Genomic DNA, 24,807 nt, shown 5'->3' with positions numbered 1-24,807 from the left:
ATAAGAAAGCATCTAACTATTGATTAACACACCAAACTATCCTTTTAATAGTGTCGGCTATGCAGAAAAACGACAATAAATACCAAAGTATGCAATGCGACAGGTGAAAAGCATATAGAGTAGCCGACCCTTTTACAATTATCTATCCATGTCACAACAAAATAAAAACTTATCTGCAGCGCAGCTTGCCGCTATCGATCTGATGATAGCTCACATGCAGGAAAACGGCCAAACACAATTAGGCGGCTTTTGGGAGGCTATCGTAAACGCCACACAAAACGCGGCAGGTTCTGCCTGGGTAGGGCCGCTTACCGGGATAGGGAATTTGGACGATGCCGCTGTAGTTGCTGCCCCGGCAGCCGCAATGATGGCAACCACAGGGGCAGCAGGCCAATCCACATCAATAACCGAAGATGTAGCAGCCCTGGTAAGCGAATTGAATGAAGGTGGTTTGCAGCCCCGGCTTACGTTGGAAAACCTGGTTAAAATAAGGAACCAGTTTACCAAATAATTTCTTCCAGGTCGGGAAGCGCTGAAAACCGACGCTAAACAATAAAGTAGGCAATGCGGCAGACGAAAAGCATATAGAGTAGTCGAACCTTTTATAAAAACATTATCAAATGTCACAAAACCAAAACCTATCAGCAGCGCAGCTTGCCGCTATTGATTTGATGATCGCGCACATGCAGGAAAAAGGAGAAACCCAATTAGGTGGTTTTTGGGATTCCATTACCGACGGCATACAGGCAGCAGCCAGCGCCGTAGGGGCAGCAGCCTCTGTTATTGCAGCAACAGCCGCTACCGCAGCCAATGCCGCCGCTAATGCAGTAACCGTGGCAGCCAATGCTGTTGCAGATGCAGTTCCCGCAGCTGTAGAAGCTGTTGCAGAAGCCGCCCCGGCTGTTGCAGAAGCAATAGTTGAGGCTGCCCCGGTAGTGGCCGAAGTCGCCGCCGCCGCCCTGGCAGCACATTCCACCTCTGAAGACGTAGCCGCGTTAGTTAATACTCTCAACAAAAATGGCCTGCAGTCGCATTTATCGTTAGAGAATCTTATTAAGATAAGGAACCAATATTCTAAATAAGCTTATGCAATATTTAGTCATAACAACACTTGCTATATTTACTATAGCAAGTGTTTTCTTCCAGGTAAAACGCCTGCAAAGAAGATTAAGTCGGTTTGATAAACTGGGCATCCTGCCCAACTATTCGTTTTTTGCGCCTAAACCGCTCATGAACGATTTTAGGGTAGTGTACAAAACCATAGCCGAAACCGATGGCGAATGGACGGAGATCCCGATGTACAAGCCCTTTCGGTTTATGCGCCTGTGCTGGAACCCTTTTAAATACTACAACAAGGGGATGATAGATACCTGCAATTTTTTGGTGAGCGAGTTTAACGCGCTCGAAAACAAGAAATTCATACAGGTGTCGGCGCATTACTTAAACATACTCATCACTATTTCGGCATGCCTTAATAAAGGTAGCGGGGATCCGCAGAAGATCCGTTTTGCTATTATAAGTTCAGAGGGGGCAGAGACCCTGAAGATCAAGAACGTAGTATTTGCATCATACCATCAAATTATTTAACCATGAACCATCTTACCGTACCTGTTGCCTATCAAATAAGCATTGCTATTATACTGGTATCCGCGTTTATCTCAGCTACCGAGCTATTAAGCATCCCAAAATTGTACCTCAATTTTGGGATGCCTTCAACCGCCATAAAAAACAAACGAAGGACCTGGATCACCATCCACGCGATGCAGGCAAGCCTGGCCTTTTTAACCTGTATAGCATTTTTTAATGCGCCAGATATTTACTTTAAAGTTTTGTTTACAGCGTTAACGGCAGTTACCTTGTACTCGTACCGTAAAAGGCAGGCAGGCAAGGATGGGTCTGACCAAATGCGGATGCTGGCGCTATTATCTTACAGCGTTTGTTTTTTACTGAAGAACGAGCAGGGGCAGCTCCTATCGGTATTTTTTACCGGCGGGCAGGCGCTCATTTCTTACTCCACATCCGGAATAGTAAAGTTAATGTCGCCACATTGGCGGGGTGGTAATGTATTGGCAGGGGTTTTAAGCACTTACTCTTACGGAGTGCCCAAAGTGTCCAGCTTTTTAAGCGCCCACCCGCTCTTAGAAAAAGGTATGTGCTACTCGGCAATAGTTACTATGCTCGCCGTGCCGGTAACCTTTTTACTGCCGTACCATGCTCCTTTATTTATCGCCTTGTTCTGTATATTATGCTTCCACGTTTCTACGGCTATATTAATGGGGTTGAACGATTTTTTGTTCACGTTCCCGCTGGCGTACCCGGGCATTATTTTATTGCATGGGGTGATATTTGGTATTTAGAGGATTAAAAGCCGCTAAATGCTTTCAGGTATTTATCTATGTAAGCCTGTTGGGATTTTGCTTTATACTGCATAATAAACCGCGGATGCTCCAGCGCGACGATCTCTTTAAAAAAGCCGTGCTCGTTATTTACCTTTTTCAAAAACTTTTCGTTTTGCCCGGTGCCGAAGCAAAAGCAGGTATCGGTATAACAACCCAGCGCTATTTGCTTTTTGATGTTGTCGATGATAAAGGGCGTTACAATGGCGCTAAGCTCCTTGCTATCGTAATAATTATAGTTCTTTTCCCTGCCCTTGTTATCCATAATGGTAAAGCCAAGCGGGCAAAGCGAGTTGATATAAATATCTCTGTAGAACGCCTCCGGGCCACCGTAAGCGCGGATCACTTCGTAAACATATACAGAGGAGGGCTCGTGCATCATCCTCCCCTCGTAAGGGATATGACACTCGCTTATCAACCGTTTTGGATCGGTAAAGGGTACACCCGTTACGCCGCCGCCAAATCTGCCGGGATTGATGCCGAGGATAAGGTGGCGTTTATTTTCGTCGCTGTAAAATTTGCGGTAAAACTCTGAAGAGCTGCCCATGGCCAATTCTTCCTCTTTGTACGGATTCATGATCCGGATCCCGGAGGGCAATGGAGGCCCGGTATACTCCAGTTCCTGGTTAAATTGGATAACCTTTTCGGCGAATGTCATTTGTATTATTTCGTTGATGGATCCTGGCCGAAAACCCTGCTCAGCATCTCATACAATTCCGGGTGTTTGGTTTGAAATTGATCAGGTTTAGAAAAGAAATATTCTGATACCACGGCAAAGAATTCGGCCTCGTTGGTAGCGGCATAGATATCAATGTCCGACCGGCCCTTATTTATTTTAAAGATCTCCTGGTGCATCATTTTCACCCAGGGCTCCACGTATTCATTCCCCAGAAATCCTTCGGGGATGCCATCCGTCGCGCCGTCAGCTTTATCAAGCAGGTGCACAAACTCATGGATGCCGGTGTTTTCCTTACCCGAATTTTTGGAGAAGCCTTTGGTGAGCGCCGCGCGAGACAGGATCATCTGCCCGTTCATATAACCGCTGCCTACCATGCCCATAATACTGCGCCCCTCTCCTTCGTTTCCTTCAAATTCAAAGTCTTTATTGAAAGTATCGGGGTACAAAAGCACGTTGGTGATGTTGCGGTAGGTCCAGTCTTTAAAACCGAAGATGGGGATCACCGCGCTGGCAGCTACCATAATGCGGTCGGTATCGGTCAATTCCAGGCCGACACCTTCGATGCGGACATCGTCCAAAAAAGTTTGAATACGTTGTTCAAAAATAGTCTTGTCGGCCTCTGTAAGGTTATTGTAGTAGTGGATATGCTCGGTTAGAAGCGGCTTAAGCAAAAGCGGAGTTGTTTTGACAGCAGGTTCCTTTTTACCTTTATTTATTAAAAGTATGATTACGATAAGGATAATAAAAGTTATTATCATAGGGTATTTGTTGATGATGCTGGTAAGATAACGTTTTTTAGTTATCATGCGGAACGACAGTAAGCATCAAATCGCTGGCATGCAAAACGGCGAAGCATAGTTCGTGATTAGATCCTTCGCTGTCGCTCAAGATGACAAACTGTTTAGAATCTCCTCAAAACAAAAAGAGCGACAGGTAAAACCCATCGCTCTTCGTCTTTTATCTTTTGTCCTCTCGTCCTTCGTCCGAAAAAATTATATCATCATCCTTACCGGTTCTTCCAGCATTGATTTTAGTGTTTGCAGGAATGCGGCTGCTGATGCGCCATCAACCACGCGGTGATCTGCGCTTAGCGTAACCTTCATTACGTTACCCGGTACTACCGCGCCATTCTTAACAACAGGAACCGCTTGTATACCGCTTACCGCAAGGATACACGCGTTTGGTGTGTTAATAATGGCGGTAAACTCGTCTACACCAAACATACCAAGGTTTGATATGGTGAAGGTAGAGCCTTCCATTTCAGCAGGCTGCAGTTTTTTTCCTTTGGCTTTACCGGCAAACTCTTTCACCTCTTGCGAGATATGGCTAAGCGATTTACCATCGGCAAATTTAATAACCGGTACCAGCAGGCCTTCGTCTACCGCTACGGCTACGCCAATATGTACATGCTCGTTAGTGCGGATCTTATCGCCCAGGAACGATGAATTGATTGCAGGGTGTTGTTTTAAGGCAACCGCGCAGGCTTTCAATACAAAATCGTTAAAGGAGATCTTAACCGGAGCTACATCGTTCATTTTACCACGGGCGATGATCGCCTGGTCCATATCTATCGACATGGTAACGTAGAAGTGCGGCGCGGTGAACAGGCTCTCAGATAATCTGCGGCTGATGGCCTTACGCATTTGCGTAACAGCACGCTCGCTAAATTTCTCTTCGCCTGTAAAGGTTGGCAATACAACAGGTGCTTTTGCTGGTGCAGCAGCCGGAGCTGATGAAGCCGCGGCGGCAGGTGCAGCACTTGCAGCAGCAGGCTGGGCCTGTGGTGCGGCAGCAGCCGATGGTGTAAAGCTTTCTATATCTTTCTTAATAATGCGGCCGCCATCTGCGCTGCCTTTTACATCGTTAAGGTTAATGCCTTTATCTTTTGCAATTTTACGTGCTAAAGGTGATGCCTTTACACGGCTATCATCTTCGGTAGAACCAGTTGCGGTAGCGGGTGGTGCAGCGTCTGAAGTTGCAGCGGGTGCGGCTTCTTCTGCGGCTGGCGCAGCTTCGGCGGCCGGTGCATCGGCACCACCATCCAATAACGGGGTGATATCTGTACCGGCTTTACCTACAATAGCTATAATGCCATTCACAAGGGCAGCTTCGCCTTCTTTAACACCTATATATAACAGTGTACCAGCTTCGTAGCCCACAACTTCCATGGTAGCCTTATCGGTTGCCACATCAGCAAGTGAATCATCTGCCTTTACAGTATCGCCAACTTTAAAGTACCATTTTTCAATAGTGCCTTCGGTCATGGTATCGCTAAGCAATGGCATGCGTATAACGGCAGCCGGGATGCTCGATAGATCGACCTTCGGTTTTGCTTCAACAGGGGCAGCAGGTTTCGCGTCAGCAGTTGCGGTAGCAGGCTTTTCTTCTGGCTTAGCAGCTTCAGGCGCTTTTTCTTCGGCGGCTGGTGCGGCCGGCGCAGATGCTGCTCCGTCTAACAAAGCTTTATAGTCTTCGCCTTCTTTACCTAAAACTGCTATAACAGTATCAACAGGTACAGCGTTGCCCTCTTCCACACCTATGTAAAGCAAGGTGCCGTCCTGGTACGATTCAAAATCCATAGTGGCTTTATCGGTTTCTATCTCGGCTAAAACATCGCCCGATTTCACCTTGTCGCCAACTTTTTTATGCCATTTTGCCAATACCCCTTCGGTCATGGTATCGCTCATTTTGGGCATTTTAACTACTTCAGCCATATACTGTTTGTTGTTAATATTTTAGGTATAATAATTAGTCGCGAATGTAAGGGTAGTCCTGCTGCACGTAAACATCGGTATAAAGTTCCGATGCCTCAGGCCATGGCGACTCTTCGGCAAATTTCACCGATTCATCTACCTGTGCTTTTATTTTAGCTTCAATTTCTTCAAACCATTGGTCGTTAGCATAGCCTTCTTTTTGTATAGCGAGTTTTACCACTTCAATAGGGTCTTTTGCTTTGTAGCTTTCCAACTCTTCTTTGGTGCGGTACTTTTGCGGATCGCTCATCGAGTGGCCTTTGAAACGGTAGGTACGCATTTCCAGGAAGGTTGGCCCTTCGCCGCGGCGCGCGCGTGAGATAGCCTCGTCCATAGCGTTGTGTACTGCAACCGGGTCCATACCATCAACAGGCGATGAGGGGATCCCGTAAGGCAAGCCCAATTTGTAAATATCTGTTTGTATGGTGGTACGCTCTACAGATGTACCCATGGCATAACCATTGTTTTCGCAAACAAAAATTACCGGGAGTTTCCATAGCGCGGCCATATTAAAGGCTTCGGTTAATGCACCCTGGCGTACGGCACCATCGCCCATATAGGCAATGTTAACGTTATCGGTACCTTTATACTTTTCAGCAAAAGCTACACCTGCACCCATAGGGATCTGACCGCCTACAATACCATGCCCGCCATAAAAATGGTTTTCTTTGTCGAACATGTGCATGGAGCCGCCTTTGCCTTTTGAGCAGCCGGTTGCTTTACCATACATCTCGGCCATAATAGCGTTTGGATGTGTACCTTTTGCCAAAGCATGTGCGTGGTCGCGATAGGCAGTGATCATACTGTCTTCGTGGCGCATAACCGACATGGCGCCGGCCAACACTGCTTCCTGCCCAATGTACAGGTGACAAAATCCGCGTATTTTTTGCTGCCCATATAATTGGCCAGTTTTTTCTTCAAACTTACGCATCAGGAGCATGGACTCATACCACATCAGGTAGGTGTCTTTCGTTATTTCGATTGAACTCATTTGTTAAAAACAATTCTAAGAGAATGTGCAAATCTAATTATATCTCGCAAATAACCGAAACCGCAATGAATTTGTTGTAAAGATTTATTTAACATGAATGTAACCTTTTTACGCCAAAAACGCAGATTTCGTCAAAAGCAGAATATCATTTGGACAGTGTGTAATTAATACGCTTTGCCGCAATGCAATATATTGCTTTCCCGCAATAATCTTTTCGCAAGTAGTTTAGTTATGATGGATGACTTTCAAAGCTAAACATGCATCGTGCTGTCTTATTCGACAGATATTCCTTTATTGGGGTTCAATCGGTTACCTGGTTGCCCTTTAGCCGTAGAAATAATGTGGAAAAACGCGGACGTATCTAACCAGGGGCGTCCAACGGTCATAAACATCAACAACAGGCTATTTACAAATCTGCGGAGTTCACGGGCGTTTGTGGTAAAAACTTGTAAATGGCCCTTTATTTTGATAGTCGCGGGAAAAATTAAAAATTGATTTTTTTTCCACATTTTATACTTTTGCCAGGCCAAGAGGGTAAAAAATCTTAGTCATTGAAAATTAACTGTTTAATCGTTTAATAGCTCCATAAATATTTACTTCAACGATAACTTTATTAACATTGGTTAATATTATTTACCGCAACGAACATGAAATTAATTTCATTATTTATTTGGTGGTTTAGAATATTTATATAGATTTGTATTGAACAATAGACACACCGTCTGATTTAATATACATTTGTTGTCCTAATTGCAACAAAAAACGGGATTAAATGAAGAAACTCGCACTTGCTATTGCATTATTTATGAGCGTTTTAGCCGCACAGGCTCAAACAAAAAGTGTTCCAGCTCCATCTGTCGAACCTGACGATCAGGAGTCATTAGCTAAAGATTATCTTTCACAAATTATGGGCGTGGCCTTATCGGCTACCTCAAACATGAAACTTTTCAATTTCGTGCACGATTGGATAGGTACTCCTTACCGTTTCGGCGGCAGCTCAAGAAAAGGAATAGATTGCTCAGCATTTACCAAGCAATTGTATAGCGATGTTTTTAATTTAGCTATCCGCCGCAATTCCCGCGATATCTTCAGCATGGTTAACCCGGTGGGTAAAGATGATCTGAAAGAAGGCGACCTGGTTTTCTTTAAAATACACAGCCGCAGCATTTCGCATGTTGGTATATACTTAGGCAATAATAGGTTCGCGCATGCTTCATCTCGTGGTGTAGCTATCAGCAGCCTTGATGATGCTTATTACAGCCGTTACTTTTACAAAGGGGGCCGCATGTTGGAGTCGTTTAAAAACGAATTGACCAGCAGCAGTGCGGACCAGCCCGGACCAGATAATAATTGATTAAACCTAAATTATTTATAATTCCCCAATCCCTCCATCCTAATATGGAGGGATTTTTTTTGCCATGAAATCAGGTTTAACACTCACTTTGCTTTTTTGCTCAAGTCTCCTGTTTATGGGCTGCAACAATCCCACTGCACACCGGTTTGCCAAAGTGGAACCGATAGCAGAGCCCGTTGCAGTTGATCCCATTGCCGCCCCACCTGCAGACACCGTTATTAACATTGCCGCTGTTGGCGATATGATGCTGGGCACAGCCTATCCAAACAGCAATAATTTACCGCCCGATAGCGGGAAGAATAGCTTTAAATATGCCTTGAAAGACCTGCGCGAAGCCGATATCGCCTTTGGCAACCTGGAAGGTGCACTAATAGATAGCGGCGCCCCTGCTGCCATGAAGCTAAAGTTCCGCAGCAAGCCCTACCTGTTTAAAATGCCCGAGCATTATGGCGGGATTTTTAAAGATGCGGGCTTTGATATTTTAAGCGTGGCCAATAATCACAGCAACGATTTTGGGTTGAAGGGCCGCGTTAATACCGCAAAGATCTTAGATAGTCTGGGCATCCACTATGCAGGATTAAAAACATCGCCAACAAAAGCCTTTACCTTAAATGGGATTAGATACGGGTTTTGCGCGTTCTCGCCTAACAGCCAAACGGTATCTTTACTGGATATTAAAGGAGCGTCGGCTATTATAAAGGAGTTGAAACAGCAAAGCGACGTAGTGATCGTATCGTTCCATGGCGGCGGCGAAGGTGTTGATTTTGAGCACGTACCCTGCGTGCCCGAATCTTACAACGGCGAACGCCGGGGCAACGTAAATGCCTTTGCACACGCGGCTATTGATGCCGGGGCAGATGTTATTTTAGGGAATGGCCCACACGTAAGCCGCGCGATGGAATTATACAAAAACAGGCTGATCGCTTACAGCCTCGGCAATTTTTGCACCTACCGCAGCGTAAGCGTATCGGGCATTTGCGGGCTGGCACCGATGCTTAAATTACGAATCAACAAAAAAGGCCAGTTTTTAAGTGGCCAGATAGTATCCTATAAGCAATCGCACGACAAAGGACTGCTTCGCGACACGCTTAATCGCGCCTCCCGCCGTATCAAAACACTTACCGAAAATGATTTTGAGCAAGCGGGCCTAACCATTTCCGAAACCGGGGTGATCATGCCCACTGCCTTAAATTAAGCTTCGTCCTTAGTGTTGCGTACCAGGCTTATGCCGGTAGTGAAAAATATTATAGAAATAACGCCCACAACTATCATAGTTGTAACCTGCCCGCTTTTGTTGATTACTTCAACGCCGGTCCAGATGAGGCCTATTATGCCAAGTACGGTAAGTACTGCTCCAAAAGTTCTTTTTAAATTCATGATTTTAACAGGTTAAATTGTTGTGTGTAAAAGATGTACAGCTATTAACCAAATTGGTGGTGGTTTGTTTTGGCTACCCGGCTAAAACAGCAACGACCGCCAATGCTTATTGCCATAGTTTTGTGTTAGGGGAAAAGAATGATGCAAATATCAGCCGGAGCCTAATATTGAGCAGGTAAGAAACTATAGCGAAGACCCGGCTGTAGAAAGGCCCGGTTAGAATTAGGTAAAATTATACCAGTCCCTCAAATTTAAACGCAAGCAAATTCGCGTAAAAGATAAACTCCAATTTATCTTAATGGCACCACCGCAAAAAGCCCCATTAATATCAGCAGGATAGAAAGCAGTATTAATGTAAATGTATATCCTTTTAAAGCACTTTGTTTAATATGCTTGATCATGTATGTCGGTTATGTATCTTCCATTACGCGGCAAAATTGCCAAACGCAACAATGCTGATAATATTTTTTTTACCGGATTGTTTGACCGGGGGACTAAAAAATTAAAAAGATTTTATCATTTGTAAGTAATTTGAGATGGCTTTACACAACATTTGGGCAATACATTTCGTTTAAAACAGCATAAGTGCATCCGCACTTATAATTGTGATAAGGTTTAGGTTGAAAGTCCCCGGCAGCGAGTGCACGGGGGCTTTTATTTTTTAAGCCGTTTTGATTGCCGTTTTATTTAGCATCTTCGTTTTTTCAGGATAACCAAAATGAGCGATATAAAGGAGAAGCTGCATGCACTGTGTGTTGCCTATGTAAAAGGCCGCATGCAAGCCGCCGAACAGGCCATAGCCGAAGCACAGCAAGCCGCCAACAACGATACCAAAAGCAGCGCCGGCGACAAATATGAAACCGGGCGCGAAATGGCCCAGCAGGAAACCAACCGCAACCTGGCCCAGTTGAACGAGGCCAACAAACTAATGGTGGCGTTAAACCAGGTAAGTTTTAAGGGCACTGCCTCCATTGCCGATACGGGCAGCCTTGTAACTACCAATAACGGAGACTTTTACATCGCCATAAGTGCCGGCAACCTGCTGCTGGATGGCAAAAACTACTTTGCGGTGTCGCCGGCGTCCCCAATAGGCCTTAAATTAAAGGGTAAAACCGAGGGACAAGAATTTAACTTGAACGGTAAAAGCTACTCCATCAGCTCTGTTTTTTGAAAAAACAGCCATAAATGGCGCTTTTTAGTAAAATAAAGGCAGTAGTTTGATAAATTATTGTACAAGTGATTAATATCTATTCTATATTTGGTGTAAACAATAAAATGACAGGAAGAAAAACTGATCATTACTAAACTAATTTTTTGATGAACATATTCGTAGGAAGCCTTCCTTACTCTTTAGAGGAAGCAGATTTAAAAGAGCTTTTTGAAGCTTATGGTGAAGTAACCACCGTTAAAATTATTATTGACAGAGAATCTGGCCGCAGCAAAGGCTTTGGATTTGTTGAAATGTCTGACGATGAAGCAGCTCAAAAAGCAATTTCTGGCCTAAACGGTTCTGAAGTTAGCGGCCGCTCAATTGCGGTTAGCCAGGCTGAAGACAAAAAACCGGGCGATCGCAGAAGCGGTGGTGGCGGCGGCGGTTACGGCGGTGGCGGTGGTAACCGTGGCGGCGGTGGCGGTGGCTACTCAAGAGACAGCAGAGGTGGCGGTAGCGGCGGTGGCGGCGGCTACTCAAAAGATAGCAGAGGCGGCGGCGGCGGCGGTAGCCGTTGGTAATTCTTTAAATACGTTAGCAAAGCGCTGTTTCAACCAGCGCTTTGCTAACGTATTTTACTTGCACGCTTTCATACATCTTGGTGGCGTGATTTTTTATGCGCTATGGTCCCGGTTATTTTCCTTTCACAGCAGGATTTTTCGCCGTACGCTATCTCTTTCCTTAAAATTAAACTGGCGCAATAAGGCCGTCCTTTCCGCAATTTCGTTTTTAAGTATGAAAACGATATGCGCCATAGTGCTCATCTTATTTACAGCTTTACGGTCATCCCCAATAAACCGGTCGCCCAGGTAGGTATTAAACGTTCTGCAGGCACCTGGTACTCGCCACTCTCTACCCTATTTGATAAAGGCAACCGGGAAAGCCTATTCCGATGTTTTAACGAAGTGTAAAAAAGAGGATCTCGCCGACGATTACTCCTACGTAGTAGTCGGCTACCCAGATCATAAATTCCTTTTTATTATGAGCCGGAAGTCATCCATCAGCAAAAAAACACACGACGAACTGGTTGCCAGATGCAAAGCTATGGGCTACCCGGTAGAAAAACTGGTGTCGCAAAAACACGGCGGCGTTTAATCTGTTGCTTATCTCAAAACCAATTAACTAAATTACTTGCATAAAACGCGTTGCGGGTAAAACCTTTAATTAGGGGCTTTGATACTTTTTATTATTTTTGTCAAAAATCTTAAACAATGAGCGAACTCATTAAAAAACAAGTAACTGATGCAAAAGCTTTAATGGATAAAGCAATTGCACACGCAGATAGCGAATTAACCAAAATACGCGCAGGAAAGGCAAACCCAAGCATGCTGGATGATATCAGTATTGACTATTATGGCACAGCTACCCCGCTTAGCCAGGTAGGCAGCGTAAATACGCCCGATGCGCGCACCATTATAGTGCAGCCATGGGAGAAAAACCTGCTGCCACTGATAGAGAAAGCCATTAAAGAAGCCAATCTGGGCGTTAACCCGCAAAATGATGGCATCATCATCCGTATCAACGTACCACCACTTACCGAAGAGCGCCGCCGCGATCTGGTTAAAAAAGCGAAAGGTGAAGCTGAAACCGGTAAAGTTGCCGTGCGTAACATTCGTAAGGATGCTAACGAGAAAATTAAAAAATTAAAAACCGAAGGCGTATCTGAAGATGAGATAAAAGTTGGCGAAGCCGAAGTGCAGAAACTAACGGATGCCTACATTATTAAAGTAGATCAGCTATCAGAAGCTAAGGAAAAAGATATTATGACGGTTTAAGTTTGCTTAAACTGCTTGGAGAAGGGAATGGCCGTAAAGGTGTTCCCTTTTTTATTGACACGGATTTCACGAACAGAAGCTAATGTCACGAATTTAGTGCCTGGCTTAACATTCGTAAATTCAATACAATCCAGAAAAATACGGCAGCTTACTTAACGGCATTGTCAAATTAAAGGGAATGAGCTTCTTAGCCGTTCCCTTTTTTTAGTTTTGTATTAATGAACATACTCTTATCCTACTTAAAAAATTACCGCGGAATTGTAATTATTGCACTTCTGCTTGCCGGCATCAACATCGGTTTCTCCTTACTCGATCCTTACATCAGTGGCCGTATACTTGATAAAGTTATTGGTGGCCGTGCTCATTATACTTACCACGGCTATTTAATGGCTGCCTTAACGTTTGTGGGTGCGGCTATTGGCGTGGCCATGGTATCGCGTATAGCCAAAAACTTCCAGGATTATTATACCAGCATTATTACCCAAAAAGTGGGTGCTAAAATGTATGCCGATGGTTTAAGGCATTCGTTGGAATTGCCCTACCAGGTTTTTGAAGACCAGCGCAGCGGCGAAACACTGGGCATTTTGCAAAAGGTACGCTTAGATTGTGAAAAGTTTATCACCTCGTTCATCAGCATTTTGTTTGTTAGCCTTACCGGTATGTTGTTTGTTATCTTCTACTCGTTGAGCATCAGCTACAAAGTAACACTGGTTTATTTAGCAGCTATCCCTATCATCGCCTTTGTAAGTATGGTATTGAGCCGTAAAATAAAGGTGATCCAGAAAAAAATAGTGGGCGAAACTACCGCACTCGCCGGTTCCACAACCGAATCGTTAAGGAACATCGAACTGGTAAAAAGCCTTGGGCTGGCGAAACAGGAAATAGAACGCCTGAATAATACTACCTACAAAATCCTCGACCTGGAATTGAAAAAGGTAAAATATGTACGAAGCATGAGTTTTGTACAGGGCACTACCGTTAACCTGGTACGCAGCAGTATGGTGGTGGTGTTATTGATCCTGATATTCGAGACCACCATCACTCCCGGGCAATACCTAAGCTTGCTATTTTACTCGTTCTTCCTGTTTAATCCCCTACAGGAACTTGGTAACGTTATATTAAGCTGGCGCGAAGCAGAGGTATCCTTAGCCAATTTTAAAGGCATTTTAAGTGTGCCTATCGACAAGAAACCAGAGAAGCCTGTACTGCTCGAAAAAATAGCAACACTTACTTTCGACGATGTTAGCTTTAAGCACCTAACCGCTAATCGTAACGCGCTAAACCATATTAGTTTCGAAACTACGGCCGGGCAAACCATCGCCTTTGTGGGGCCATCCGGCTCTGGCAAGAGTACTTTGGTGAAATTACTGGTAGGCTTATACCAGCCGTTTGCAGGTGAGGTATCATACAACAATATCCTGAGCAAGGATATTGATCTGGACCAGCTGCGCGAGAAGATCGGTTTTGTAACACAGGATACGCAGCTATTCTCCGGTACTATCCGCGAGAACTTACTCTTTGTACGCCCAGAGGCTACGGATGAAGATTGTATGAACGTCTTGCAGCGCGCGGCCTGCCAAACCTTACTGGCCCGTGCCGATAAAGGGCTGGATACGGTGATTGGTGAAGGTGGTGTAAAGGTTTCCGGTGGCGAAAAACAACGCCTATCTATTGCGCGTGCTTTACTGCGCAGGCCAGATATATTAGTATTTGATGAGGCTACTTCCTCATTAGATTCTATCACCGAAGAAGAGATCACCGATACCATCCGCGATGTGTCCGTGCTGAACGATCATATCACTATCCTGATAGCGCACCGCCTATCCACCATTATGCATGCCGACAGGATCTTCGTGCTGGAGAAAGGCCATATTATTGAAGAAGGAAGGCATCACGATCTGATAGACCAAAAGGGCCTATACTACGCCATGTGGAGGCAACAAATAGGTGAGAAGTTTACGGTAGAAGTGTAAAATTGGGAGTTACTAAACCCTAACCGTCATGCCGAATTTATTTCGGCAACCCATTTGCAAAGTGTAGGCATACAAGGCGGTTATGCATAGTGGCTACTTGCCGTGTGGGATGTTGAAACAAGTAACATGACGTGTGGTAGTAAACAAAAGAGGCAGAATCATTCCGCCTCTTTTGTTACTCTTTATTTTACCAGCGTTCCAATCGGTTCGCCCTGGGCAATTTTCATAAAGTTGCCTTCTTTGTTCATATCGAATACGATGATAGGTAGTTTATTTTCCTGGCAAAGGGTGATGGCGGTCATATCCATAACGTTTAAGCCTTTATCATATACTTCCTGGAAGGAGATCTCGTCGTAACGGGTTGCGGTTGGGTCTTTCTCCGGGTCGGCAGTATAAATACCATCTACACGGGTTCCTTTTAAAACCACATCGGCCTTTATTTCAATAGCGCGAAGGGATGCAGCAGTGTCCGTAGTAAAATATGGGTTACCTGTACCGGCACCAAAAATCACAATCTTACCGCACTCCAAATGGTGCATAGCACGGCGGCGGATATATGGTTCGCAGATCTGTTCCATTTTTATAGCCGACTGCAGGCGGGTTTCTACACCAACACTTTCCAATGCATTTTGCAAAGCCATACAGTTTATAACGGTTGCAAGCATCCCCATATAATCTGCCTGGGCGCGTTCCATGCCGCTTTTCTCGGCACTTAGTCCGCGGAAGATGTTACCACCGCCAACTACAACTGCTATCTCTATACCTTTTTCTTTTACAGCTTTGATGTCTTGCGCGTATTGCAAAACCTGGTTGTTATCAATACCATACTGTCTTTGCCCCATCAGGGATTCGCCGCTAAGCTTCAGGAGAACTCTTTTGTATTTCATTTGGTGGGATGATTTGTCAAAAATAGATAATTAATGGTATTGTTAAAATTTTATATAGTCTCTGTTAAGAAATCACCTTTCAGGATGGTTTCTTTAACTCCGTAATTGCTGTCGAACACAATAAGGTCGGCATAAAAACCCGCCGCAACCTGGCCGTTTTTATTTGCCTTTGCTAATTCTGCCGGGTATTTTGAAGCCATATTAATAGCCTCTGCAAGCGCTATCCCGCAATTCTCCACGCAATTCTGCGCCGCCTTCAACATCGTCAGGCTCGATCCGGAGAGTGTACCATCGGGCATTACATACTTATTGCCTACCAGTTGGTGCTGGTAAGCACCTTCGTTAGCTGCCGTAACGGCATCGGTTATCAGGAATAATTTATCGCCCAGTTCCCGTTTGGCAAGGCGTATCATCGGCCAATCCACATGGTTGCCATCGGCTACGATGCTGGTGTATGGTTTTTCCTCGAATATCGCCGGGATATAACCAGGCTCACGGTGGTGCATTTGGGGCATGGCGTTAAATAAATGCGTAACCGCCGGGATGGGTTTGTTTAAGAAAGCTTTCCCCTGCTCATAAGTGGCATTGCTGTGGCCGGATGAGATGATGATACCCTGCTCGTGCAGGTAATCTATTACTTCCTGATCTTGTAGTTCCGGTGCTATGGTGATCATCTTTATCACGCCGTCCGCTTCTTCCACCCAACTTTTTATTTCGGCAAGCGTTGCCTTCTTAATATACTTTTCGGGATGCGCGCCTTTTTTTGCCGGGTTTAAATAGGGCCCCTCCAGGTGCAGTCCCCAGAAATTGCCGCGTGCCTCTACTCTGAAAGCTTTGGCTGATGCTATCCCCTGCTCCACAATTTCGTTAGTATTGGTAGCAATGGTAGCAAAGAAACCAATGGTGCCCTGGCTGAGCAAGTCATCTTCCATACGCTTTAAGGCGGCCACTTCCGGCGTGCCGGCGAATAGTTTACCGCCGCTACCGTATATCTGTAGGTCGATAAGTCCCGGCGCAAGGTAAGCGCCTTGCATGTCTTTCTTTTTTGCTTCTTCGGGAATGGCAAATACATCAATAACATTGATGATCTTATCGCCGGAAATTAAAACTGCTTTACCATCGGTGATGGTACCGTTAGAGACGAGCTTAAGATTATGAAGTGCTGTTATCATAAACCTTTCTGTTTTAGTGCGTCATTGCTTCGTACCACGCAATGCCGTGTTGAGAGCACAATATCGCAAAAAAAATCCCCCTCGTTAATAAACGAGGGGGATAATAAATTTAAGCTCCTAAAGCTATCCGCTTAAAGGCGGTAACAGTGAGGCCCTTATCAATGCTATCTAAAAACTGGCTTACGTTTTTCGAAGAGTCTTTTACAAACTCCTGGTTTAGTAAGGTTGAGTCTTTGTAGAATTTATTCAATTTACCGGCAGCGATTTTTTCAACCATTGCTTCTGGTTTACCTTCTGCACGGATAACGTCTTTTGCAATTTCCAATTCGCGTTCGATAACTGATGCATCAACACCATCTTTATCAATAGCAACCGGGTTCATTGCAGCAATTTGCATTGCAACGTCTTTACCTGCTTCATCAGCACCTTCAACGTTTTTGCTTAAGCCAACCAATACCCCTAAACGGAAGTTACCGTGGATGTAAGCAACAACTTTTTCAGCATCAATAACTTCGTATTTAGATACGCCGATCTTTTCGCCAATTTTACCTGTTTTATCAATGATAGCATCACCAATTTTAACACGGCTGTTGTCAACGTCAATTTCTAAAGCGTAAAGCTCTTCGATGCTTGCAGGGTTTCCTTCAACAGCAGCGTTAGCAATCTGGTTAGCGAAAGCTACGAACTCAGCGTTCTTAGCAACGAAATCAGTTTCGCAGTTAAGGGTGATCACAACACCACGTTTGAAATCTTCTGAAGTACGTGCAATAACAACACCTTCGTTAGATTCGCGGTCCTGGCGGCTTGCAGCCACTTTAGCACCTTTTTTTCTTAAAAAATCAATAGCAGCTTCAAAATCACCGTTAGTTTCAGTTAAAGCTTTTTTGCAATCCATCATGCCTGCACCGGTTTGCTGGCGCAGTTTGTTTACATCAGATGCAGATATTTGTACTGTAGACATATTCTTAAGTTTTGAATTATAAGTTTTGAGTTTTGAGTTAACCTATGTTAAACTCTCACTTGCCTGTTAAAGTTATGGGTTGTAAACTGTAGTTATAAACACTTATAACCCACAACTTACAACCCAACACTTAATTTAAATTATTCTTCTGTTGAATCAGCAGCAGGTGCTTCGGTTTCAGCAGCTTCAGCTGTAACGTCTGCAGTCCTTCTTCTTTTGCCACCATCAGTTGCTGCAGAACGATCTGCTACTTCCGGTGCATCAGCTTTTGCTTTAGCAGCAGCTGCTTCTTTTTCAGTTTCATCTTCTTTATCGCGTTTGCGCTCTTCTAAACCTTCTTCGATAGCTTTGATGATAATACCGGTGATCAATGAAATTGATTTGGTAGCATCGTCATTCGCCGGGATAGGGAAATCGATGTTAGAAGGATCAGAGTTGGTATCAACCATCGCGAAAGTCGGGATGTTTAATTTCAATGCCTCAGAAACAGCGATGTGCTCTTTCTTAACATCGATAAGGAACAATGCTGCCGGTAAACGGTTAAGATCCGAGATACCACCTAACAAAGTTTCTAATTTGATACGCTCACGTTGTATCATCAGTCTTTCTTTTTTAGAAAGGTTGCTGTAAGTACCGTCTTTTGTCAATTTATCGATGTTTGACATCTTTTTGATCGACTTACGTACGGTAGCAAAGTTGGTTAACATACCACCCAACCAACGTTCGGTGATGAAAGGCATGTTTACCATTTTAGCATGCTCGGCAACGATATCCTTAGCTTGTTTCTTGGTAGCTACGAATAATACCTTGCGGCCTGATTTTACAATTTGTTTTATAGCTGCAGCAGCTTCTTCAACCTTTGATAAGGTTTTATTTAAATCGATAATGTGGATACCGTTGCGCTCCATAAAAATGTACTGTGACATTTTTGGGTCCCATTTGCGGGTAAGGTGGCCAAAGTGTACACCTGCATCCAGTAAATCCTGATATGTTGTTCTTGCCATTGTTGTTGTCCTCCTAAAATTTTAGCGTTTACTGAATTGGAATTTCTTACGTGCTTTCTTACGGCCTGGTTTCTTACGCTCAACCATACGGTCATCACGTGTCATTAAACCTTTAGCGCGTAACGACGGTTTTTTCTCCGGATCCAGTTCAACAATAGCTTTCGCAATAGCTAAACGAACGGCTTCTGCCTGTCCTTTTACACCACCACCCGCTACGTTTACTTTTACATCAAATTTACCAGCCGAGCCAGAAACTTCTGTGCTTTGCATAACGATGTATTGTAAAGGTAAGGTAGGGAAGTACTCTTTGTAATCTTTACCGTTTACGGTAATAGCACCTGCACCATCAGTTAAATAGATGCGGGCAACTGCTGTTTTTCTTCTGCCTGAAGTGTTAGTTGTTGGCATTTTTCTTTTCTCCTTTTAATTAAATGGTTGTTGGATTTTGAGCTTGGTGAGGGTGCTCTGCGCCTGCGTAAACATGCAGGTTACCGTAAATAGCACGGCCTAAACGATTTTTAGGCAACATACCGCGTACGGCTTTTTCAATCACACGCTCAGGATGCTTCGCCATTAACTCTTTTGGAGAAATGAAACGCTGACCACCCGGGTAACCGGTGTAAGAAACATACTGCTTTTCGCTGAATTTGTTTCCGGTCAGTTTAACCTTGTCTGCATTAATAACTATTACATTATCTCCGCAGTCTACGTGTGGGGTGAACCCTGGCTTGTGCTTACCTCTGATCATCATTGCGATCTTAGTACACAAGCGCCCCAAAATCTCATTGTTAGCATCAACAACAACCCATTCTTTATTAACGGTTTTCTTGTTGGCTGAGACAGTTTTGTAACTTAACGTATTCACTTGCTTTAAATTAAATTTATTAAACGTATTCTATACCCCGTAATTACGGGACTGCAAAGATACGCTTAAAAGTTTAATTCACAAATGGTATTTGCTTTTTATTGAGAGGGTTATTGTGTTAATTATGAACGTGGGTTGTAAGTGCTGTTACCGAATTATAATTCCTATAATTGCACAATGATTTCCTCAGTAGTAGCGGGCTTAGATGGCCCGGATGGCCCTTTTCTTAAAAAGTGGTTTTACGGATTCCGCCATTGCTATTCTGCGATGGCTATATGGGCAGCAATCAGGGTTAACACAACTTAACACAATTTCACTTTTTATTTTTTAAATGCCTCATAACCAATATATTATAAAAAAGCAGGGTTAACATATTTTCTTGCAAATTTAATGATAATTAGGGCTACATAAATTATCATTAAATCTTCGTTACTCCCTTCGCCGCCTTATATATCGCCTTCGCCCAAAATACACCTAAGGCAATGGCACCCTTTTTATTGGGGTGCAAATAAAATATCCCCTGCCTACCCGGCTCCGCCTGGAAATCGCTTTGATAGTTCTTTTCAAAGTATTTGAATGCTTTGGTATCGCCTACGAAGACATGCTTGGGCTGATTGGCTGAGTAGTCCGCTGCAAGTTTATCTATTACAGGTATATAGGTTTGCAAACGGGTTAACCCCTCCTGCAAATAGGTAGCGCCGTTTTGAGTGTTAGGGCTATACCAAACAGGGTGCTGGTAAATCACTACAGCATTGGGGAAATGTTTTAATAAGGTATCGGTTATCGCTTTTAAGTTGGTTCTGTAATCCTCAATGGAAACAGGTGCGCCATGTGTGCCTTTAACCGCGCTATCATTAGTGCCTATTTTTATAGAGAAGATGAGCAGCGCATTCTCCGGCTTAAACGCCTTCGCCGCTTGCTCTACCGCAATAAATGCCGGCGTGCCGGGCAAAAAATCAAGTGTGGTATAGCCGCTATGCCCCTGGTTGCTAAAGTTGACCGCACCAATGCCTTTTTGCTTTTGCAGCCATGCCGAAGCAATTACCGGCGGGGCTTGCTTGGCGGGGCTATCTAAACCGGCACCAAAGGTAATGCTGTTGCCGATGTAGACGATGTTGAGATTACGGCTTTGGGCGGAAGCCCGTTTAGATATTAAACAACTAAAGGCGATCAATATATATACAATTATTATTTTCATGCCTGTCGCTTCTCCACCCTATCGTAAAACCCGCCAAAAGAATTCATCTTCACAGCCTCTTCGTTAAAGAAATCACCGGGGAAGCCTAATTCTATTTTACTGGCATCATCCAGTTTTTGGATCTGTTCGGCGCTTAGTTTTACATCGACTGTTTTCAGGTTATCTTTTAGCTGATCTACTTTGGTAGCGCCAACTATGGGGATGCATTGGAACCCTTTGCTCATGGTCCATTGCAGGGCCACGTGGCTTTCGGATACGCCGAGTTCTTCCGCAACTTCCATCACTACACGGGTTATCTTTTCGGCACGCTCATTCAGGCGGTTGCTTCCGGGTTTTATGCGGCCCTTGTCGCCTTTAAGATATTTACCGGTTAAGGCACCGCCTGCTAAAGGTGCCCATGGCGTAACCGTCATGCCGAAGTGTTTGGCCATGGGGATCAGCTCGCGTTCTGCGGTGCGGGCAAGCAGGCTGTATTCTACCTGCAGGGCTATGAACTGGCTCCAGCCCATCAGTTCGGCAAGGGTATTGCCTTTTGCAACTACCCAGGCGGGCGTATCGCTGATGGCGGCATAGGTTACCTTCCCTTGCTTTATCAGGTCGTCCATTGCGCGGAGCACTTCATCTATGGGTGTGATATCGTCCCATATATGTAGATATAGTACATCCATAAAATCTGTCTTTAAGCGCTTAAGACTTTCTTCCACGCTGCGCATCATATTTTTGCGATTATTACCGCTGGCGTTGGGGTTGGTGATGTTATCCTTTAAGCTGTATTTTGTGGCGAGCACAAAATAATCGCGGTCGTGGTTGCTGATGTAATCGCCGATGATCTTTTCGCTGGTGCCCAGTTTGTACATATTGGCGGTATCTAAAAAGTTGCCGCCCTGGTTAGCATAGGCGTCCATAATTTCGAAACTGGTGGCAGCATCCGCTCCCCAGCCGGCTTCGGTGCCAAAACCCATGGTACCCAGGCAAAGTTCGGACACCTTAAGGCCCGAGCGGCCCAATAATTTATATTTCATAGCGGTAGTTTTATGATGAACGATTAAAGCAAAACTCCTGTTTTGGCGGCTTAAATAAAAGCGCCGCGTAAACAATAAGTACAGGCGATTGTAAATATATCAAATACCAATATTATGAAGATCATCACACTGCATAAACCTGTAAACCCCGACGAACTTTTCAGGCATATCAACGAACGCCTGAACCCCATTTTTCAAAAGCAAAGGCAAAGCGATATTTCGTTTTCCACAGCCAACACCCCAAGGGGTATCGACATCACCCAGCCAGACCTGTACGATGGTGTGCTATTCAATATTGTAGTTCAGGATGATCAGCTTTTGATAACCCGCAATGAGCATTACGTGGATGATGTAAACTCGATAACCGTGGAATCCATCCTCAACAGCTTATTCGACGACCTATCAAACGGCTTAGGTACCGACCTTGTGTTGGAAGGATAAAGCCACCCGCCTATATCCGGATATTTATTTTTAGCTTTAACATAAAAAAGCGCCGATGCGGATAAAATACCTTTTGCCGATACTGTTATTATGCGCTTCGGTTACTGCGCGTGCCCAAAACGTTGCGCCTGCGGCTGGTGAGCCTATCGTCATCAACGAGGATACGCTGTTTAAAGTTTATGCCGGGCAGGGGATGTTTAACCCGAAGGAACGTGCAGAAGTTATTACCCACCGCATCAACAGCCTGCTTAACCGCATTGATTTTAACCCCGATTCGCTCACAGTAAAAAACGACACCTCCATATCGGTAATCTTTTACAAATCGCAAATGATACTGGCGCTGAACGACCAGGATGCCGCCTTTACCGAACTTAACCGCCCGCAATTAGCTGCCAGCTACCTAAGTACCCTAAAGAAAAAACTGGGGAACGTTTTTGAAAATAACAGCATTAAGCAAATTGTAATAAACATACTGGAGGCGGTTGCCGTAATTGTACTGCTGATATGTTTTATATGGGCGGTTAACCGTGCCTTCCGCTGGCTTAAGTTGAAGATTATAAAAGCCTGGGAGAGCCGGCTGGATAAACTGGCCGCCAAAGGCGCGCCGGTGGGTTACGCCAATCGTATTTTCCCGCTGATAAATAACCTGCTGAGAATAACACGGTTTGTGATCATCATTCTGTTGGTTTACCTGGCTCTGCCCGTATTGTTCTTTATTTTCCCGGCATCAAAGCCCATGGCCACGCTATTGCTGGGCTACGTATTAACCCCGCTGAAAAGCATCGCCCTGGCATTTTTACATTATATCCCCAATATGCTCACCATTGCGGTGATATATATTGTTACCCACTACATTATAAAACTGGTAAAATTCATAGCCAAAGAAATTGAGCAGGGTGCGTTTGCCGTAGATGGCTTTTACCCTGAATGGGCCATGCCTACCTACAATATTATTAAAGTGCTGCTTTATGCCTTTATGTTTGTGGTGGTATTCCCCTACCTGCCGGGATCCGATTCTAAAATATTCCAGGGAGTTACGGTGTTTTTAGGGGTGTTGTTTTCGTTTGGTTCATCGTCGGCCATATCAAACATGGTATCAGGTATTGTGCTTACTTACATGCGTCCCTTTAAACTGGGCGACCGTGTAAAAATTGGCGAGATCACCGGCGATGTTATCGAAAAGAACCTGTTGGTTACCCGGATCCGCACCATTAAAAACGAGGATATTACCATCCCTAATGCCTCTGTACTGGGCGGGCACACGGTAAACTACACGTCCACCGCTAAAACCTTAGGGCTGATATTAAACACTACCATCACCATAGGCTACGATGCACCGTGGGAGCAAATACAAAACCTGATGATCAGTGCCGCCAGATCCACCGAAGGTATATTGCCGGAACCAAGCCCCTTTGTGCTGCAAACCGCCCTGAACGATTTTAACGTGAGCTACCAGGTAAACGCCTATACCGATCAGCCCAATAAAATGGCGGTGATATACTCGCGGCTGCACCAAAACATACAGGATAAGTTTAACGAGGCAGGCGTAGAAATTATGTCGCCGCATTACAGCGCCCTGCGCGATGGTAACCACATCCAGATCCCTAACGATTATGTGGATAAGGATTATAAAACACCGGGATTTAAAGTCGACAGATCTGAATAGCCTCAAAACAAGAAAGCCTCCTAACGTTAGTCGGGAGGCTTTCCTGTGTATATTGTTCAAGCGATGTTATCCGTTTATCCAGCTGAATTTGTATTCGAGCATGGGGTTTTTCATACGCTCGGCTACACGCAATAAGCGGGCAGGCAGGTTCATGATGTAATCACGTGCTTTTTCGCCGTTTTCCTCTAAACCTGTTGCGCTTTCAATGTGCCAGTCTTCTATCAGTTCTTTCAGGATGTCTACGTAATCCAGGGCGGTATAAATACCCAGGCGTTCTGCGGCATCGGTAAAGTGGCCAAATGTTTGGCCTATTTTTAAGCCAACTTCGCGCAGAAAGTGGGCCGGCATTACAATTTTCTTACGCATCATGTCCTCAAAGGCCAGCATAGCCTCGTTGGGGTCTACTTCAAAAATTTTCTCAATAAAGTATTTGTATGCTTTAGCGTGGCGGGCTTCGTCACCGGCAATAACACCGCACATTTTTGAGAGTAATGCATCACCATCTTTTTTTGCCTGCGATGCCACCCTGCGGTGAGATACGTTTGTAGCCAGCTCCTGGAAAGAGGTGTAAATAAAGTTGCGGTATGGGTCGTGGCCGGTACCAATATCAAAGCCATCGGCTATCAGGTATTGGGTGCTTACTTCCATCATACGCATATTTACGCGTCCACTCAGGTAAAGGTATTTGTTCAGCAGGTCGCCGTGGCGGTTTTCCTCGGCAGTCCAGTGGCGGGTCCATTTCATCCAGCCGCCTTCTTCATTGTCGGATACGCCTTCTACCATGGTTAACCACGATTCGTAGGTTGGCAAAGCTTCCTCAGTGATAGTATCACCAATAAGTACCGCTATCAGGTCGTACGATAAGCCTTTAGCGCTTTCCTGCAATTCCTTTATCTCGCTGAAAAAAGTAGACCGGGATGCATCAGGCAAAAAATCTGACGGCTGCCAAATAGTATCGATAGGTTTAAGGTATTCGAACATCTTCTCGAGCATATGGGGCTCGATATGTGACATTACCTCCTTACGTTTTTCTTCGAAAAAATGCATAGTACAGTATTAGCTTACAAAGTTAATCAATTAAAT

Annotated in this window: 27 protein-coding genes; 13 read left to right on the top strand and 14 right to left on the bottom strand. The window is 44.6% G+C overall.

Annotated features, from left to right (window positions below):
- Positions 1–148 precede the first annotated feature (148 nt).
- The 4 genes from ABIX36_RS04810 (at position 149) to ABIX36_RS04795 (ending at position 2,357) form a co-directional block, all read left to right on the top strand.
- Positions 149–511 carry a hypothetical protein gene (locus tag ABIX36_RS04810; RefSeq protein WP_348081027.1) on the top strand — a complete coding sequence of 121 codons (363 nt, stop codon included), beginning with the start codon at positions 149–151 and terminating at the stop codon, positions 509–511.
- 109 nt (positions 512–620) lie between these two features.
- On the top strand, positions 621–1,082 hold the full coding sequence (locus ABIX36_RS04805; RefSeq protein ID WP_128535197.1) for a hypothetical protein: 462 nt from the start codon (positions 621–623) through the stop codon (positions 1,080–1,082).
- A gap of 4 nt (positions 1,083–1,086) precedes the next feature.
- Positions 1,087–1,587 (top strand): hypothetical protein, encoded by a 501-nt coding sequence (locus tag ABIX36_RS04800; RefSeq protein WP_348081026.1) that lies wholly within the window; start codon positions 1,087–1,089, stop codon positions 1,585–1,587.
- Positions 1,588–1,589: 2 nt separating this feature from the next.
- Positions 1,590–2,357 (top strand): hypothetical protein, encoded by a 768-nt coding sequence (locus ABIX36_RS04795; protein WP_348081025.1) that lies wholly within the window; start codon positions 1,590–1,592, stop codon positions 2,355–2,357.
- A gap of 4 nt (positions 2,358–2,361) precedes the next feature.
- Here the strand turns inward: ABIX36_RS04795 and ABIX36_RS04790 are convergent, their stop codons facing one another.
- From ABIX36_RS04790 to pdhA, 4 genes are all read right to left on the bottom strand, one after another.
- Complete coding sequence (locus ABIX36_RS04790; protein WP_348081024.1) at positions 2,362–3,054, bottom strand: uracil-DNA glycosylase family protein; 693 nt, start codon at positions 3,052–3,054, stop codon at positions 2,362–2,364.
- 5 nt (positions 3,055–3,059) lie between these two features.
- Positions 3,060–3,881 (bottom strand): M90 family metallopeptidase, encoded by an 822-nt coding sequence (locus ABIX36_RS04785; protein WP_348081023.1) that lies wholly within the window; start codon positions 3,879–3,881, stop codon positions 3,060–3,062.
- Positions 3,882–4,067: 186 nt separating this feature from the next.
- Complete coding sequence (locus tag ABIX36_RS04780; RefSeq protein ID WP_348081022.1) at positions 4,068–5,789, bottom strand: 2-oxo acid dehydrogenase subunit E2; 1,722 nt, start codon at positions 5,787–5,789, stop codon at positions 4,068–4,070.
- 34 nt (positions 5,790–5,823) lie between these two features.
- A complete protein-coding gene (gene pdhA / locus ABIX36_RS04775; RefSeq protein ID WP_348081021.1) occupies positions 5,824–6,819 on the bottom strand; it encodes a pyruvate dehydrogenase (acetyl-transferring) E1 component subunit alpha in 996 nt (331 codons plus the stop codon).
- 772 nt (positions 6,820–7,591) lie between these two features.
- Between pdhA and ABIX36_RS04770 the strand changes: the two genes are divergently transcribed.
- Together ABIX36_RS04770 and ABIX36_RS04765 are read left to right on the top strand one after the other, a co-directional pair.
- Positions 7,592–8,173, top strand: a complete 582-nt coding sequence (locus ABIX36_RS04770) for an NlpC/P60 family protein (protein ID WP_348081020.1) — start codon at positions 7,592–7,594, stop codon at positions 8,171–8,173.
- Positions 8,174–8,327: 154 nt separating this feature from the next.
- Positions 8,328–9,368, top strand: coding sequence for a CapA family protein (locus ABIX36_RS04765; RefSeq protein ID WP_348081019.1), 1,041 nt, complete (start codon positions 8,328–8,330; stop codon positions 9,366–9,368).
- Here ABIX36_RS04765 and ABIX36_RS04760 read toward each other — a convergent pair.
- The gene (locus ABIX36_RS04760; RefSeq protein WP_348081018.1) at positions 9,365–9,550 is read right to left on the bottom strand and encodes a hypothetical protein; all 186 of its coding nucleotides are present in this window, start codon (positions 9,548–9,550) and stop codon (positions 9,365–9,367) included. The two genes, ABIX36_RS04765 and ABIX36_RS04760, sit on opposite strands and share 4 nt — an antisense overlap.
- Before the next feature lie 718 nt (positions 9,551–10,268).
- Here ABIX36_RS04760 and ABIX36_RS04755 point away from each other — a divergent pair.
- From ABIX36_RS04755 to ABIX36_RS04735, 5 genes are all read left to right on the top strand, one after another.
- Complete coding sequence (locus ABIX36_RS04755; protein WP_348081017.1) at positions 10,269–10,721, top strand: 3-oxoacyl-ACP synthase; 453 nt, start codon at positions 10,269–10,271, stop codon at positions 10,719–10,721.
- 146 nt (positions 10,722–10,867) lie between these two features.
- Positions 10,868–11,281, top strand: a complete 414-nt coding sequence (locus ABIX36_RS04750) for an RNA-binding protein (RefSeq protein WP_128535173.1) — start codon at positions 10,868–10,870, stop codon at positions 11,279–11,281.
- Between the two features lie 340 nt (positions 11,282–11,621).
- Positions 11,622–11,855, top strand: coding sequence for a lipocalin family protein (locus tag ABIX36_RS04745; protein ID WP_348081016.1), 234 nt, complete (start codon positions 11,622–11,624; stop codon positions 11,853–11,855).
- 116 nt (positions 11,856–11,971) lie between these two features.
- Complete coding sequence (gene frr / locus ABIX36_RS04740) at positions 11,972–12,535, top strand: ribosome recycling factor (protein ID WP_348081015.1); 564 nt, start codon at positions 11,972–11,974, stop codon at positions 12,533–12,535.
- A 218-nt stretch (positions 12,536–12,753) separates the two neighbouring features.
- The gene (locus tag ABIX36_RS04735; protein WP_348081014.1) at positions 12,754–14,508 is read left to right on the top strand and encodes an ABC transporter ATP-binding protein; all 1,755 of its coding nucleotides are present in this window, start codon (positions 12,754–12,756) and stop codon (positions 14,506–14,508) included.
- A 182-nt stretch (positions 14,509–14,690) separates the two neighbouring features.
- Here the strand turns inward: ABIX36_RS04735 and pyrH are convergent, their stop codons facing one another.
- From pyrH to ABIX36_RS04695, 8 genes are all read right to left on the bottom strand, one after another.
- Positions 14,691–15,395: a UMP kinase gene (gene pyrH, locus ABIX36_RS04730; RefSeq protein ID WP_348081013.1), complete on the bottom strand. Its 705-nt coding sequence runs from the start codon at positions 15,393–15,395 to the stop codon at positions 14,691–14,693.
- A 50-nt stretch (positions 15,396–15,445) separates the two neighbouring features.
- Positions 15,446–16,567, bottom strand: a complete 1,122-nt coding sequence (gene nagA / locus ABIX36_RS04725) for an N-acetylglucosamine-6-phosphate deacetylase (RefSeq protein WP_348081012.1) — start codon at positions 16,565–16,567, stop codon at positions 15,446–15,448.
- 109 nt (positions 16,568–16,676) lie between these two features.
- Positions 16,677–17,528 carry a translation elongation factor Ts gene (gene tsf, locus ABIX36_RS04720; protein ID WP_128535166.1) on the bottom strand — a complete coding sequence of 284 codons (852 nt, stop codon included), beginning with the start codon at positions 17,526–17,528 and terminating at the stop codon, positions 16,677–16,679.
- A gap of 140 nt (positions 17,529–17,668) precedes the next feature.
- Positions 17,669–18,532: a 30S ribosomal protein S2 gene (gene rpsB / locus ABIX36_RS04715; RefSeq protein ID WP_348081011.1), complete on the bottom strand. Its 864-nt coding sequence runs from the start codon at positions 18,530–18,532 to the stop codon at positions 17,669–17,671.
- Between the two features lie 21 nt (positions 18,533–18,553).
- Positions 18,554–18,940, bottom strand: a complete 387-nt coding sequence (gene rpsI, locus ABIX36_RS04710; RefSeq protein ID WP_348081010.1) for a 30S ribosomal protein S9 — start codon at positions 18,938–18,940, stop codon at positions 18,554–18,556.
- A gap of 19 nt (positions 18,941–18,959) precedes the next feature.
- Positions 18,960–19,397: a 50S ribosomal protein L13 gene (rplM, locus tag ABIX36_RS04705; RefSeq protein WP_348081009.1), complete on the bottom strand. Its 438-nt coding sequence runs from the start codon at positions 19,395–19,397 to the stop codon at positions 18,960–18,962.
- 418 nt (positions 19,398–19,815) lie between these two features.
- On the bottom strand, positions 19,816–20,595 hold the full coding sequence (locus ABIX36_RS04700; protein WP_348081008.1) for a GDSL-type esterase/lipase family protein: 780 nt from the start codon (positions 20,593–20,595) through the stop codon (positions 19,816–19,818).
- Positions 20,592–21,617, bottom strand: a complete 1,026-nt coding sequence (locus ABIX36_RS04695; protein WP_348081007.1) for an aldo/keto reductase — start codon at positions 21,615–21,617, stop codon at positions 20,592–20,594. The genes ABIX36_RS04700 and ABIX36_RS04695 overlap by 4 nt, the downstream gene beginning before the upstream one ends.
- Positions 21,618–21,731: 114 nt before the next feature.
- On the opposite strand from ABIX36_RS04695, the gene ABIX36_RS04690 reads away from it, so the two are divergent.
- The gene (locus tag ABIX36_RS04690) at positions 21,732–22,058 is read left to right on the top strand and encodes a hypothetical protein (protein WP_348081006.1); all 327 of its coding nucleotides are present in this window, start codon (positions 21,732–21,734) and stop codon (positions 22,056–22,058) included.
- Between the two features lie 55 nt (positions 22,059–22,113).
- Positions 22,114–23,724, top strand: coding sequence for a mechanosensitive ion channel family protein (locus ABIX36_RS04685; RefSeq protein ID WP_348081005.1), 1,611 nt, complete (start codon positions 22,114–22,116; stop codon positions 23,722–23,724).
- 66 nt (positions 23,725–23,790) lie between these two features.
- On the opposite strand, the gene ABIX36_RS04680 is transcribed toward ABIX36_RS04685, so the two are convergent.
- Entirely contained in the window at positions 23,791–24,771 is a 981-nt protein-coding gene (locus ABIX36_RS04680; protein WP_348081004.1) for an acyl-ACP desaturase, read from the bottom strand.
- Positions 24,772–24,807: the final 36 nt, after the last annotated feature.

The sequence above is a fragment of the Mucilaginibacter sp. genome, from assembly GCF_039925265.1.
Lineage (GTDB): Bacteria > Bacteroidota > Bacteroidia > Sphingobacteriales > Sphingobacteriaceae > Mucilaginibacter.
This window is presented reverse-complemented; position numbering and strand designations above follow the sequence as displayed.

Bases quoted from the DNA above. Each gene is read 5' to 3' on its own strand.
- ABIX36_RS04810 (WP_348081027.1), top strand. From the start codon at position 149: ATGTCACAACAAAATAAAAACTTATCTGCAGCGCAGCTTGCCGCTATC.
- ABIX36_RS04805 (WP_128535197.1), top strand. From the start codon at position 621: ATGTCACAAAACCAAAACCTATCAGCAGCGCAGCTTGCCGCTATTGAT.
- ABIX36_RS04800 (WP_348081026.1), top strand. From the start codon at position 1,087: ATGCAATATTTAGTCATAACAACACTTGCTATATTTACTATAGCAAGT.
- ABIX36_RS04795 (WP_348081025.1), top strand. From the start codon at position 1,590: ATGAACCATCTTACCGTACCTGTTGCCTATCAAATAAGCATTGCTATT.
- ABIX36_RS04790 (WP_348081024.1), bottom strand. From the start codon at position 3,054: ATGACATTCGCCGAAAAGGTTATCCAATTTAACCAGGAACTGGAGTAT.
- ABIX36_RS04785 (WP_348081023.1), bottom strand. From the start codon at position 3,881: ATGATAACTAAAAAACGTTATCTTACCAGCATCATCAACAAATACCCT.
- ABIX36_RS04780 (WP_348081022.1), bottom strand. From the start codon at position 5,789: ATGGCTGAAGTAGTTAAAATGCCCAAAATGAGCGATACCATGACCGAA.
- pdhA (WP_348081021.1), bottom strand. From the start codon at position 6,819: ATGAGTTCAATCGAAATAACGAAAGACACCTACCTGATGTGGTATGAG.
- ABIX36_RS04770 (WP_348081020.1), top strand. From the start codon at position 7,592: ATGAAGAAACTCGCACTTGCTATTGCATTATTTATGAGCGTTTTAGCC.
- ABIX36_RS04760 (WP_348081018.1), bottom strand. From the start codon at position 9,550: ATGAATTTAAAAAGAACTTTTGGAGCAGTACTTACCGTACTTGGCATA.
- ABIX36_RS04755 (WP_348081017.1), top strand. From the start codon at position 10,269: ATGAGCGATATAAAGGAGAAGCTGCATGCACTGTGTGTTGCCTATGTA.
- ABIX36_RS04750 (WP_128535173.1), top strand. From the start codon at position 10,868: ATGAACATATTCGTAGGAAGCCTTCCTTACTCTTTAGAGGAAGCAGAT.
- frr (WP_348081015.1), top strand. From the start codon at position 11,972: ATGAGCGAACTCATTAAAAAACAAGTAACTGATGCAAAAGCTTTAATG.
- ABIX36_RS04735 (WP_348081014.1), top strand. From the start codon at position 12,754: ATGAACATACTCTTATCCTACTTAAAAAATTACCGCGGAATTGTAATT.
- pyrH (WP_348081013.1), bottom strand. From the start codon at position 15,395: ATGAAATACAAAAGAGTTCTCCTGAAGCTTAGCGGCGAATCCCTGATG.
- nagA (WP_348081012.1), bottom strand. From the start codon at position 16,567: ATGATAACAGCACTTCATAATCTTAAGCTCGTCTCTAACGGTACCATC.
- tsf (WP_128535166.1), bottom strand. From the start codon at position 17,528: ATGTCTACAGTACAAATATCTGCATCTGATGTAAACAAACTGCGCCAG.
- rpsB (WP_348081011.1), bottom strand. From the start codon at position 18,532: ATGGCAAGAACAACATATCAGGATTTACTGGATGCAGGTGTACACTTT.
- rpsI (WP_348081010.1), bottom strand. From the start codon at position 18,940: ATGCCAACAACTAACACTTCAGGCAGAAGAAAAACAGCAGTTGCCCGC.
- ABIX36_RS04700 (WP_348081008.1), bottom strand. From the start codon at position 20,595: ATGAAAATAATAATTGTATATATATTGATCGCCTTTAGTTGTTTAATA.
- ABIX36_RS04695 (WP_348081007.1), bottom strand. From the start codon at position 21,617: ATGAAATATAAATTATTGGGCCGCTCGGGCCTTAAGGTGTCCGAACTT.
- ABIX36_RS04690 (WP_348081006.1), top strand. From the start codon at position 21,732: ATGAAGATCATCACACTGCATAAACCTGTAAACCCCGACGAACTTTTC.
- ABIX36_RS04685 (WP_348081005.1), top strand. From the start codon at position 22,114: ATGCGGATAAAATACCTTTTGCCGATACTGTTATTATGCGCTTCGGTT.
- ABIX36_RS04680 (WP_348081004.1), bottom strand. From the start codon at position 24,771: ATGCATTTTTTCGAAGAAAAACGTAAGGAGGTAATGTCACATATCGAG.